Source organism: Oceanobacillus salinisoli (assembly GCF_009733865.1).
GTDB lineage: Bacteria > Bacillota > Bacilli > Bacillales > Amphibacillaceae > Oceanobacillus > Oceanobacillus salinisoli.
Genome location: NZ_WOFB01000020.1, coordinates 62,105 through 74,979 on the forward strand (window position 1 = coordinate 62,105; position 12,875 = coordinate 74,979).

Annotated in this window: 9 protein-coding genes; 2 read left to right on the forward strand and 7 right to left on the reverse strand. The window is 37.5% G+C overall.

What is annotated here, in order from left to right; all coding sequences use genetic code 11:
* The first annotated feature begins 14 nt into the window (after window positions 1–14).
* A complete protein-coding gene (locus tag GMJ66_RS15175; RefSeq protein ID WP_156291163.1) occupies window positions 15–1,058 on the forward strand; it encodes an N-acetylmuramoyl-L-alanine amidase in 1,044 nt (347 codons plus the stop codon).
* 264 nt (window positions 1,059–1,322) lie between these two features.
* On the opposite strand, the gene dtd is transcribed toward GMJ66_RS15175, so the two are convergent.
* From dtd to GMJ66_RS15210, 7 genes are all read right to left on the reverse strand, one after another.
* Window positions 1,323–1,769: a D-aminoacyl-tRNA deacylase gene (dtd, locus tag GMJ66_RS15180; protein ID WP_156291164.1), complete on the reverse strand. Its 447-nt coding sequence runs from the start codon at window positions 1,767–1,769 to the stop codon at window positions 1,323–1,325.
* A 32-nt stretch (window positions 1,770–1,801) separates the two neighbouring features.
* Window positions 1,802–4,003 (reverse strand): RelA/SpoT family protein, encoded by a 2,202-nt coding sequence (locus GMJ66_RS15185; protein WP_156291165.1) that lies wholly within the window; start codon window positions 4,001–4,003, stop codon window positions 1,802–1,804.
* Window positions 4,004–4,743: 740 nt separating this feature from the next.
* Window positions 4,744–5,256 (reverse strand): adenine phosphoribosyltransferase, encoded by a 513-nt coding sequence (locus GMJ66_RS15190; protein WP_156291166.1) that lies wholly within the window; start codon window positions 5,254–5,256, stop codon window positions 4,744–4,746.
* Window positions 5,246–7,558 carry a single-stranded-DNA-specific exonuclease RecJ gene (gene recJ, locus GMJ66_RS15195; protein WP_156291167.1) on the reverse strand — a complete coding sequence of 771 codons (2,313 nt, stop codon included), beginning with the start codon at window positions 7,556–7,558 and terminating at the stop codon, window positions 5,246–5,248. Before recJ ends, GMJ66_RS15190 begins: the two co-directional genes overlap by 11 nt.
* A 74-nt stretch (window positions 7,559–7,632) precedes the next feature.
* Window positions 7,633–7,950, reverse strand: a complete 318-nt coding sequence (locus tag GMJ66_RS15200) for a LapA family protein (protein WP_156291168.1) — start codon at window positions 7,948–7,950, stop codon at window positions 7,633–7,635.
* 399 nt (window positions 7,951–8,349) lie between these two features.
* Complete coding sequence (gene secDF / locus GMJ66_RS15205) at window positions 8,350–10,620, reverse strand: protein translocase subunit SecDF (RefSeq protein ID WP_156291169.1); 2,271 nt, start codon at window positions 10,618–10,620, stop codon at window positions 8,350–8,352.
* Window positions 10,621–10,649: 29 nt separating this feature from the next.
* A complete protein-coding gene (locus GMJ66_RS15210) occupies window positions 10,650–10,955 on the reverse strand; it encodes a post-transcriptional regulator (protein ID WP_156291170.1) in 306 nt (101 codons plus the stop codon).
* Window positions 10,956–11,068: 113 nt separating this feature from the next.
* Between GMJ66_RS15210 and spoVB the strand changes: the two genes are divergently transcribed.
* Window positions 11,069–12,619 carry a stage V sporulation protein B gene (gene spoVB / locus GMJ66_RS15215; RefSeq protein ID WP_156291171.1) on the forward strand — a complete coding sequence of 517 codons (1,551 nt, stop codon included), beginning with the start codon at window positions 11,069–11,071 and terminating at the stop codon, window positions 12,617–12,619.
* Window positions 12,620–12,875: the final 256 nt, after the last annotated feature.

Here is a 12,875-nt window from a genome sequence, read left to right on the forward strand (position 1 = left end):
GGAGGATTAGTTTTTTGCAGATAAAAAAATCATATCTTTTATATATAAGTCTTTTTATTTTCTTTTTGTTTTCACAACAAGTAAAAGCAGAAAATGCTATTATTACAACAGATAATGTTAATATTCGCAGTGGTCCTGGTACAGAATTTGAACCAATTGGACAAGCTAATACGAATGAAGAATATCATATTAAAAGCACACAGGGTAACTGGGTGGAAATTGAATTTGAGAATCAAACAGGCTGGATTATTAGTGACTATATTTCCATTTTGGAAAACGATCCAGAAATTAATGAAAATACCGATAAGACCATTACAATACGGTATGACAATACACAATTGCGAAGTGGTCCATCCACTAAATTTGAAATTATTTCTTTTGCGGAAAGTGGAGATACGTTTGACGTCGTTTCCGAAGCAGGAGATTGGTACGAAATCACCAATGATGAAGTAACAGGATATGTGCTCAAACAGTTAATTGACCCGATCGACCAGTACGGTGGATTGCGTTTTGATTTTACTGATAAAACGATTGTCATCGATGCAGGACATGGTGGTCATGATGTCGGTGCAATTGGTGCATCGGGTTCTTATGAAAAAGATATTGCTTCCGTAACAGCAAAAGAGTTAGAAAAGAAATTGACTTCTCTCGGTGCAAATGTTTTATTAACAAGACCAGAAGACGAATTTATTTCCCTTAAATCAAGAGCAACCTATTCCAACGTATTGGATACCGATGCTTTTATAAGCATCCACTATAACAGTTTTCCTGAACAGCCTAATGTTACAGGTATTGAAACCTACTATTACCATGAGCAAAACAAAGAGCTTGCCCATTATATACAACAGGAAATTATAAAAGAGACAAATGCTAGAGATAGAGGGACAAGTGTTGGCGATTATTATGTCATAAGACAAAATTTCCAGCCTTCCGTATTGCTTGAGCTGGGATTTATATCTAACAAAGGAGTGGAACAACTCCTCCACACCAACACCTATCAACAACAGCTGGTAACGGGAATCGTAAATGGATTAGGAATATATTTCTCCAACTACTAATATAGACAAGTTTTTTGGCACTTTTACCGGAAAATATATAATCGTTTAGCTATGTTGAATGCCCTAACTTACTAAAATTTTATACTCTCCTAAAAATGTGAGAGAAAAATAGTTCAAGGAAAAAACTGGCACAAAAGTATTTTAGCCAAGAAAAATCCGAACTATATTCAAAATATTTACGTTAGAATTTGAATTAGTTCGGATTTTTCTTTATATAAGGATGTTTCCTAAAGGATTATTTCCCTTTTATATGCCACTGCCTGTTTATTTATCTTTACTATCAATAATGAAGGTAACCGGTCCTACGTTTGTGAAAGACACATCCATCATTGCGCCAAATTGCCCTGTTTGAACGGCAACCCCCTGTTCCCTTATTTTATCATTAAATATTTCATACATTTCATTGGCGAAATCGGGTTTAGCAGCTTTAGTAAAGCTTGGTCTTCTGCCCTTCCTCGTATCGCCGTATAGTGTAAATTGAGAAATAGACAATATACTTCCACCAATATCGATAAGCGAATGATTCATTTTTCCCTCATCATCTTCAAAAACCCGAAGATGAACCGTCTTTTTGACCAAGTAGTCAATATCTTCTACCGTGTCTTCATGGGTTACCCCTAAAAGCACAACAAATCCTTCGTCTATCTTTCCTAGCATTTCACCATTTACTGTTACATTTGCATTTCTTGCTCGTTGAATTACTGCTTTCATTTGGAGATCATTCCTTCATTTAACCATTTTCATTAATGTAATGTTCTCGTTACACTGTATACATCTTTAATTCGTTTAATTCGCTCCACTACTTTTCTTAAGTGACTCGTATTATGGATAAGAATGGTTATTTGGATAATCGCGATTTTATTACGATCAGATCGGCCGTTTACATGGGTTATATTTGTTTTCATTTCATTAACAGCTTGTAAGACCTCATTCAATAATCCTCTTCGGTCATAAGCTGAGACCTCTAAATCGACATGATATTGCTTTTCACCGTTTTGATCAATGGCCCATTCTACTTGTAAAAAGCGCTGTCTTGCTTCTTCTGTCTGTACATTCGGACAATCCGAACGATGAACGGAAACACCTCTTCCTTTTGTGATGTAACCAACAATTTCATCCCCCGGTACAGGATTGCAGCATTTTGCAAGACGCACAAGAAGGTTGTCTACACCTTTTACACGTACACCAGAATCCCTTTTATGTGCTTTTTTATCACGAACTCCAGACTTCACTTCACTTAGACTTTGCTCAAGATCCTGCTCTTTTTGTTTCGCTTCACGGATTTTTTCGGTTAACCGTGTTGCAATTAAAGCACCAGTAATACCTTGGTATCCAACGGCTGCATACATATCCTCTTCATTCGTAAAATTAAAACGTTCAAACACACGCTGTAAGTTTTCAGGTGTTAGGACATCCTTAGGATTAATGTTTAAGGCCCGAATTTCTTTTTCAACCACTTCTTTTCCTTTCAGGATATTTTCTTCTTTCCGCTGCTTTTTAAAGAATTGTTTAATCTTACTTTTAGCTTGAGAAGTTTGGGTAATTTTCAGCCAATCCTGTGATGGGCCATAAGAATGTTTAGAGGTCATCACCTCAACAATATCTCCATTTTTGAGCTTATAATCAAGTGGTTCCATCTTCCCATTAATCTTAGCTCCAACGGTTTTATTGCCGATTTCCGTATGAATTTTATAAGCGAAGTCAAGTGGAACTGAGCCCGACGGAAGTTCAATAACATCCCCTTTTGGTGTGAAGACATAAACCATATCGGAGAATAAATCCACTTTAAGTGATTCAATAAATTCTTCTGCATCATGTGTGTCACTTTGCCAATCCAATATTTCTCTAAATAAAGTTAATTTTTCTTCAAACGTCTTGTTGCCGCTTTTGAGCTGCTTCCCTTCTTTATATGCCCAATGTGCAGCAATCCCGTATTCCGCAATCTCATGCATTTCTTTCGTACGAATTTGAACTTCCAACGGATCCCCTTTTGGGCCAATCACGGTAGTATGCAAAGATTGATAAAGGTTTTGTTTTGGCATGGCAATATAGTCCTTAAATCGTCCAGGCATTGGCTTCCAATTGGTATGAATAATACCTAAAGCCGCATAGCAATCTTTAATGCTATCAACTATAATACGAATAGCCAGTAAATCGTATATTTCATTAAATTGCTTATTTTGCTTGACCATTTTTTGGTAAATACTATATAAATGTTTAGGTCTTCCGGACATTTCAGCTTCTATATTCACTTCTTTTAACTGCTTCGATAATTCGTCAATGACTTCCTGAATGTAATATTCCCGTTCTTCTCTTTTTTGCTTCATTAAATGGACTATCCGGTAATACTGCTGCGGATTCAAATAACGTAGTGCAGTATCCTCCAATTCCCATTTAATCGTCGAAATCCCTAAGCGATGTGCAAGAGGCGCGAATATTTCGATCGTTTCATTTGCTTTAATACGCTGTTTCTCAGGCGGTAAATGTTTTAACGTTCTCATGTTATGCAAACGATCGGCCAATTTAATTAAAATGACACGAATATCCTTTGCCATGGCAACAAACATTTTCCGGTGGTTTTCCACCTGTAAATCCTGTTTCGATTTATATTTAATTTTACCTAATTTAGTTACCCCATCGACAAGCATCGCAACTTCATGGTTAAATTCTTCTTCCAGGTCTTCCAATGTTACATTTGTATCTTCTACTACATCATGAAGGAATCCGCCTGCAATAGTCTCTGCATCCATTTCTAAATCAACCAGAATTCCCGCTACTTGGATAGGATGAATGATATAAGGTTCACCAGATTTTCGATATTGCTCTTTATGCGCTTCCTTAGCAAATTCATATGCACGATTGATAAAGGAAATATCTCCGTCGCTCAGGTATTCCCCAGATAATCGATTAATGTCTTCAATTGTATAATTATCGTCTTTTGCCATATAATCACCTTTGTTTGCTTCTTAGGTATAATCACTTACGTTAAGAGGATGTAAATATAATCATCATTATATGTCCTTTTCTGCACAGTGTCCACCATAAATTTTTAAAGTATTTTATATAATAAGTCTGTTTCCTAAAAGGCCGGAACTGAGGGTACTCAACCCACTGAAAATATTCATTGTTTTTGACACAAAATCTATAAACTCCGACATTAGTGAGTGCATCGTTAATTTCCGCTCCGGGCAGTCACGCACCTTAGGGCAACGTTTCAGCCTCCTCGGAAGAAAATCACTTCCTGCGGGGTCTTCAGCCATTGCTTTTCCCGAAGGAGTCGACTGCCCTCCACTCCAATCAACCAGCTTAATAGTGGTTCGATTTTCTACGCTAAGAATTTAGCGAAATCAAATGCAAGGGAAATTAAAGCACAAAAACAGCGTAGGAAATACACGGAGACTCCTGCGGGAAAAGAGACATCAATGAGACCCCTAAAGAAGACAGCACGAGGAGTCTCACCAGCCGCCCTAAGGTGCGCGTAGTGTATTTCCGGATCGGTTAAACGCACCAGAATATCATCTCAAGTTATGTCGGATTTTAGATCAACTGCGAATATTAAAAAGCTACAATACTTACAAAAAAAAACGTGTAATAATAATAATTATTATAACGCACTTACTAAAAATAAAAAATATATAATAATAGGTCTGACGACATTATTTCATTCGTCAGACCCTTTCTGTTCCTAATAGCTCATTAGTGTCATTACGTCATAATTTTTTAATTTATCCATTCCATCTAAATAACTTAACTCAATCAGGAATGCGCAGCCGGCAACGACCCCACCAAGTTGTTCAACTAAGTTTATTGTAGCTTCAATGGTTCCTCCAGTTGCCAGCAAATCATCTGTAATTAATACACGTTGACCTGGTTTAATCGCATCTTTATGAATGGTTAGAACATCCTTCCCGTATTCTAAACCATAGTCGACTTTAATCACTTCACGCGGTAATTTCCCTTCTTTGCGAACAGGGGCAAAGCCTATTCCCAGTGCATAAGAAACTGGACAACCGATGATAAATCCTCGAGCTTCAGGACCAACAACAATATCTATTTCTTTTTCTTTTGCATATTTGACAATATCATTTACAGCAGATTTGTATGATTCTCCATCATTCATTAATGGAGTGATATCTTTAAAACGAATCCCTTCTTTTGGATAGTTTTCTACGATTTCTACATATTGTTTATAATCCATTGGTTATTTCCTCCTTGGCAGCTTGCAAATCATCGATACAATTTGTAAACCAATTCCATAATTGTTCATAGTTTGAATAGTACAGTGTTTTTTCAATTTCCATCTGGTTCATACGCTGCTTATATAAAGTCGAATCACTAAGATCTCGTTTGCTAGGATTCGGATTGATTTCAATGACTCCATTATCTATTCTAACAAAACCTAATTCATAAAACACCTTAGAAATAAAGATAATTCGTTCTTTGCTCCAACCCTTCGCATTCATAATTGCCGCTGATTCTTTTTTAAAGTCAATCTTTTTACGTTTTTTTATGAGTGCATAAAACCAAATAAACTCATCTCTCGACGGAAAAGATGTTAAATATGCACTATCCTCTATCGTATAGCTGGCATGTATCATTTTGGGGTTTGTCTCTTGAATAATAGATCTTAGTTTATCTAAATCTGGTGGCAAATCACATATATATAATACATCAGCTTCCGGCAGACGGTCTATTTCTTCATCATACCTAATATGAATGATATTTGGATCGATTTGTTTATCACCATGACACAATGCTATGATTTTTCGATTTGGGCTTGGCAATATTTCAATCTGTTTCCTTCCTCGTTTATCAAAAAGCTGCCAGGAATCAATTTTCATATCCTGAATCATCACCTGGGATTTTTTCACGCCATTCCACTCGTTTATTCCTAATTCACCAACAACCGAAATTGGGGTGTTTGGTGAAATATCATGATATAGATCTCCCAAACCGAACCCTATTCCATCCAGTTGGGTATTTTCTTTCTTAAACTGTAATTTCAAATGATTTCTATTACTTCCAATTTGCCGAACTTCCATAGGAATGTCTTTGATTTCAAAAACCGGTTTAGGATTTTTCATACCAAACGGAGCCAGCCGTGATATTTCGTTTATTAAATCGAGGCTGATATCTGTAATCTCAAGTTTACCACTTATTTCAATTTCCTGTTTAAAATCTGATTCTGTTAGTTCTTCAGAAATAAACATATTTAACCTTTCATTGATAAGTGCAATATTTTCTACTGGTAGAGTCATACCAGCTGCTTGAGCATGTCCTCCAAAATGCGTAAAAAGTTCCCTGATTTTCATACAATGGTGGAATAGGTCGAAAGCAGGGATACTTCTCGCAGAACCTTTTGCTTCCTTTGTTTCAGGCTTAATTGTCAGCACAATCGCAGGGCGTTCATATTTTCTTACTAATTTGGAGGCAACAATTCCCAATACACCTTCATTCCAGCCTTCTTTTGCCGCAATGATGACTCCTTCCACATCCTGAACCAACTCTTCTGCTTCTTTGACAATATCATTCACAATTTGCTGCCTTTTCTGATTAAGCCTTTGAATCTCCTCTGCTAATTCCAAAGCTTCTGAAGGATCTTCACACATAAGTAGTTGTACGGCTAAATCTGCATCCTGCAGCCGACCAACCGCATTAAGTCTTGGACCAATCAAAAAGCCTACATCTTCTTCGGTTACATTTCCTTCTATATTGCAAACATTTTTCAGTGCTTTAATTCCAACATTTTTAGAAATAGTTAGAGCATGTAAACCATAAAAGGCAAGAATTCGATTTTCATCTATTAATGGAACCAGGTCTGCTATCGTTCCAATCGCTACAAATTCAAGCAGGTGTTTAGGAAAATATCCCAATAAACTTTCAGCAAATTTAAAAGCGACCCCTACACCAGCTAGTTCTTTAAATGAATATTCAGGAGAGCATTTTGGATGAAGGATGGCATATGCATCTGGTAATTCATCCTGCACTTCATGATGATCGGTAATAATTAAGTCGATTCCCAATTCCTTTGCGACAAATGCTTCATACACAGCAGCTATTCCAGTATCAACTGTAATAATTAATGTATAGCCATTCTTGTACGCTTCCATGAACGCTTCCTCATTAGGACCATAACCTTCCGTAAACCGGTTTGGAATATAATAATCACAATCCGCACCAAGCTCCTCCAATGTTTTCAGCATGACCGTGGTTGAACTGACACCGTCTGCATCATAATCACCAAATACGAGAATTTTTTCATGATCACGAATAGCCTGGTGGACACGTTCCGTTGCCTTAGTAATAGAGTCTAACTGTTGCGGGCTATGTAATTTATTTATATCAGGTGATAGAAATTGATTGGCTTCCTCTTTTGTTTCAATACCTCTTTGAAGTAACATCTTCTTTATAATAGGAGATGTTTCGGTAGTCTCTTGCATCCATGGTAATGATTTACCTTCTAAATCCATATATTTCCACTTTGACTTACTCTGTAACATAAATTCACCCCTGACTAAACTATTATACTAGAGAGTAGCAGGGGTAGCAAACTAGAATATTTATCCTTCTTCTATTACTTATTCCTGTTATCGTCCTGGTCATCGATTTCTATATTTTCAAGTAGATTATTTTCCTCTAATATCTTTTTCATTTCCCGATTTTCTGTATTTAATTGCTTTAACTGCTTTTGAAATTGGTAAAATTTTATAGCCCCAACGGTTGCTGTAATTATTCCACCCATTAACACCGAAAATAATATAACTAGAATTAGTGGCGATTCACCAGACCAAAATAAGTAATTCACTTCCACCGCTTCCACATTCATGACCGCAAATAAAGCAACAATAATGACAAAGATAATTGCTAAAATGACATAGGATTGCCCTTTCATTCTCTTACCTCCCTTTTAGTAAATGTAGTATCTAATATTAATTTACCCTTATTCTTAAAAACAAACCCTTACCGCTTTTTAACAGCAAGGGTTTGGAATTTTTTTAAGAGATAAGAAAGTATAAATTTGCGCTTTGATGTCTAGCTCCATCGCCCAGCGACTAGCGGACTTCCCTCACCTCCGTACGATAAAGAAGACTTGCCGATTGGTGAAACCAGAGGCTTAGTCGCACTTATACCCTTGCGGTGAAAGTCAACATCGACTCACTCCGTTCGTCGTGTTTCCTTTATCTCCTACGGGGACTGTTCGGTTAAAACCGCCGCTTTGCACGGCAACACCGAACCACCTGGCATGGCCAGGCGCAGTCCGTACGTCGCTAAACGGGCGTTTGCGCTTTTCTTATACTTGTGGACCTTCCACGCGTTTTTTCTTTGTGAAATCGAGCGGCTTTGATTTAATGTTTCTGCCGCGCCAAACAAGCCACAGTTGCGATGCAAGGAATAGAGATGAGTAGGTTCCCGCCAATAATCCTACGGCTAATGCAAAAGCAAATGTCGTAATGGACTGAGCTCCAAGAAACAGGAAGGCCAGGACAGCAATGAACGTTGTAATAAACGTATTCATGCTTCTTGTGAAAGATTGGACAAAACTTCGGTTAATTACCGCAGCAAGTTCTTTAAAAGACTTCACTCGTTTCTTTAATCGTATATTTTCTCTAATTCGATCGAATATAACAATCGTATTGTTAATCGAGTAACCAACAATCGTTAAGAGAGCGGACACGATTGTGATGTCAAATTCTATTTGTGTAATGCTAAACACTGCAAGCATGATAAATACATCATGCAATAATGCGATTAAGGCTGTAATGGCAAAGAAAAACTCAAACCGAATCGTTACGTAAATAATGATAAAAATTGCAGCAATAGATACTGCGTAAATGGCATTTTTCACCAGTTCCTGACCAACAATTGGAGAAACCACACTCACTGTCGGCTCCAGACCATATTGATCTGAAAAATACTGCTGTACCTCGGCTACTTGATTTTCAGTAAGTACATCCTCAAACCGAGTTACTGCAATCTCATTATTGTCACCAGATAAAACAATAGCTTTTGGCTGATAACCCAATTCCTCAAATCCCTGTTCCACTTCCTCTGGATTGATCGCCTTATCAGAAACAACTTCGATACGCGATCCGCTTGTAAAATCAATTCCAGGATTGATTTGGAACATGATAAACGATATGCCCCCAAGGATTGCAACAATCGTTGTACCAATAAAAAATTTCCTGCGATGTTTAACCATGTTCACTTCACGGTTAAATAATTTTGGTTCTTCTTCAACTGTATCGGAAATATCCTTAATTTGATTCGCTTTTACTCCTAACCAGCCCTTACGTTTTGTGAGGAAACCACTTTGAACCCAAAAACCAAGCAATAGACGTGTTCCAAAGACAGCAGTCAGGAAACTGATTAAGATACTGATAATTAACATCGTTGCGAACCCTTTTACAGAGCTTGTCCCAAAAATAAATAAGACAACAGCTGCAATAAGAGTCGTTATATTTGCATCGAGAATGGTTGATAAAGAATTTTTAGCCCCGGCCTTAAACGCTGCCTTTACAGATTTCCCGGCACGTAATTCTTCTTTAATACGTTCAAATGTAATGACATTGGCGTCTACAGCCATACCAATCCCCAAAATAAGGGCTGCAATTCCGGAAAGGGTTAAGACACCATTCATTAATTCGAACACGACTAGAACGATGTATGTATAAATAATCAAATTAATGGATGCAATGACACCAGAGAAACGATACATCATCATTAAGAATAAAAGAATAACTGCAATACCAATTATCCCCGCAAATACAGTCTCGTTTAATGCCTGTTCACCAAATTGTGCCCCTACGGAATTCGAATAAATCTCCGTCATATGAACGGGCAATGATCCAGAATTAATAATATCTGCTAATTGCTGTGCAGATTCTACGGTAAAATTACCTCTAATCATGACATTGGATGTATTTAGTGTCTCATCTACACTAGGTGCAGAAATGTATTTCGCATCCTCCTTAGCATACTCTTCCGCAAAGGAATCACCCTCACGGTAATCCATCCAAATAACGAGTAAATTATCTGGATACGGTGTTTCCGGGTCATTCATCTCTTTAATTCGACTTGTTACTTCACCAAATTTCCCGGCATCCTTTAATTGCAGGGTAACAATCGGTGCACCGGTTGTTGAATCAAAATCCTGGGATGCACTACCCTCTTTTATATCTGTCCCGCTTAATAATTCATTATCATTGACGTCCCGGAAAGTGAGTTGAGCAGAAGTTCCAATTAGTTCTCTTGCCTCTGCCTGATTTCCTACCCCAGCAAGCTGAACCCGAATTCGGTCTTCTCCTTCGATATTTATAACCGCCTCACTTATACCGAGACGATTGACACGGTCATTTAATGTTTGTACGGTACCTTCCAATAAACTTCTAGTTACTTCCTGTGTCTCATCTACTGGTTCCACTTCATAAAGAATTTCAAAACCACCCTGAAGATCAAGGCCTAAATTAATATTTTTGGTAACACCTGTAATCGTTGTTCCAATCGTTAGTGCAAAAAGTAATACGACCAGAAAAAAGGCAACGATTCTGCCTCTCTTTTTCATGAGTATTGCCTCCTACTTATGTACAATCTTTATTCTGCATCTTTATCTCTTTTCTCACCGGTTAAGGCAGCGATAGAAGCCATTAAATCATCATCTTCATATGATTTAACTGTCAGATAACTTAAGTATACATTAGAACCTAAATGAAATATATCCTGAACCAGCTCATGAATACGTTTATCAGGATTTCCTTTCCAAACTTTTTCTACTAAACATTTCCATACATCTTCACTAGTCGCTTGGGAATAACCCAACGCCTGAAATTCACTCGCTTTACTCTCTAGAACTGGTTTAACGACCTTTTTCCATTCACTTACAGTATGTACGACTTCCATATTTTCCCTCCTAATTTATCCGGAGATTTTTTTGCTGTCATGCTCGGACACATAATTAGCATATATATCATTGTATATGAATTTTTATTTTTTGAGAAGGCAGGTCGACGAATATGGCCAAACAAACATTTTTACAAGGTGCCATCGTTCTTATTATTGCAGGGATGATTACACGATTTTTAGGTTTTATTAATCGAATTGTTGTGGCTAGATTAATGGGAGAAGAAGGCGTTGGGTTGTATATGATGGCTTTGCCAACCCTTTTTCTGGTCATGACACTAACGCAATTAGGTCTGCCAGTTGCCATCTCCAAGCGCGTGGCAGAAGCAGATGCAGTCGGTGACCAGAAAAAAGTCAAACGAATTTTAGTCGTTTCCTTAATGATTACTTCCATTACGAGTATCCTGTTTACTGTTGTAATGGTTCTCGGTGCTCCATTTATAGCAACAACACTTTTAACAGATGAACGTACACTTTTGCCTTTAATCGCAATTAGTCCGATTGTTCCTATAACTGCTGTTTCTGCCGTTTTAAGGGGTTATTTTCAAGGAAAGCAAAACATGAAACCACAAAGCTTCGCACAAGTCATCGAACAGCTTGTACGAATTACATGTGTTGCCTTATTCATCAACCTCCTGCTTCCATATGGCGTTGAATATGCTGCAGCAGGTGCAATGATTAGTGTGATTTTAGGGGAACTGGCCTCTTTATTATTCATGGTATACAGCTTCAAACGCAAAAAACCGGTTAAAATTCGGACAAACTTCTTTTCCTTTTTAAAATCAAGTAAAGAAACAATGAAGGAACTATTTTCCATTGCATTACCTAGTACAGGCAGCAGAATGATAGGATCTATTTCTAATTTTTTAGAACCTATCCTCGTTGCACAAAGTTTAGCAATCGCTGGAGTCACGACAACTTTAGCAACCAAACAATATGGGGAATTAACCGGATATGTTTTGCCGTTGTTATACTTACCAACGTTTATCACTCATTCCCTGGCAATTGCTCTAGTTCCAAATATCTCAGAGGCTGAAGCCAAAAATAATCGAAAATTAATTCATTATCGTATTCATCAATCCATACGAATATCATTTGCATCTGGAGCCATCGCGACCGTCGTACTGACCCTATTTTCAGTTCAAATATTAACTTATATGTACGGCACGGGAAATGCTAGTTCATTTATTATGCTCATGGCTCCGTTTTATATGTTATTGTATATTCAATCTCCGCTTCAAGCCGCACTACAAGCCCTTGACCTTGCCAAGCCTGCTATGTGGAATAGTTTCATTGGCGCTACGGTCAAATTTGCGGTGCTGTTTGTACTGGCTTCTAATCCGAAATTCGGAATAATGGGTGTTGCCATCGCGATGTGTGTAGGAGTAGTATTAATTACGTTATTACATTTAATTACGTTACAAAAAGCTATTCACTACTACATTCCTTTTAAAGACATTTGTAAGATGATCCTTCTGCTTCTGTTGACCTTTGGAGCTGGAAACTTTTTAAAAAACATGTATGAAGCATTTCCTTCGAATATCATCCTGTTCTTATTAACACTGATAATCCTGGTTATCGTATATATTATCTTTTTAATCTTTTTACGGTTTCTTACAAGAGAAGAGTTACAACAGGTTCCTTTTCTGCAAAAATGGTTATAAAATTTCTTAACTTTGGTAGTTTCAACCGTTTGGAATGAAGCGCGAGCAACGGAAAAGCGAGCCAACGAGCTTCCACAGGATGTGGTGACTTCGACTTTCGGCACAGGACGTGTCGGTACTTTGTCGAAGATCCCCTAACGATGTGTCATTTTCACCGGACTTTTTGAACATAGCAGTTTTCTAAATATTCAAGTTTTTGTCACTAAATAGATAAAGTTCGACGTAACTGCGAGGCTAAAAAACAAAACTTACTAAA

Excerpts from the sequence above, each read along its gene's own strand:
- secDF (WP_156291169.1), bottom strand. The coding sequence starts at position 10,620 with ATGAAAAAGAGAGGCAGAATCGTTGCCTTTTTTCTGGTCGTATTACTT.
- GMJ66_RS15210 (WP_156291170.1), bottom strand. The coding sequence starts at position 10,955 with ATGGAAGTCGTACATACTGTAAGTGAATGGAAAAAGGTCGTTAAACCA.
- GMJ66_RS15185 (WP_156291165.1), bottom strand. The coding sequence starts at position 4,003 with ATGGCAAAAGACGATAATTATACAATTGAAGACATTAATCGATTATCT.
- dtd (WP_156291164.1), bottom strand. The coding sequence starts at position 1,769 with ATGAAAGCAGTAATTCAACGAGCAAGAAATGCAAATGTAACAGTAAAT.
- GMJ66_RS15200 (WP_156291168.1), bottom strand. The coding sequence starts at position 7,950 with ATGAAAGGGCAATCCTATGTCATTTTAGCAATTATCTTTGTCATTATT.
- GMJ66_RS15190 (WP_156291166.1), bottom strand. The coding sequence starts at position 5,256 with ATGGATTATAAACAATATGTAGAAATCGTAGAAAACTATCCAAAAGAA.
- spoVB (WP_156291171.1), top strand. The coding sequence starts at position 11,069 with ATGGCCAAACAAACATTTTTACAAGGTGCCATCGTTCTTATTATTGCA.
- recJ (WP_156291167.1), bottom strand. The coding sequence starts at position 7,558 with ATGTTACAGAGTAAGTCAAAGTGGAAATATATGGATTTAGAAGGTAAA.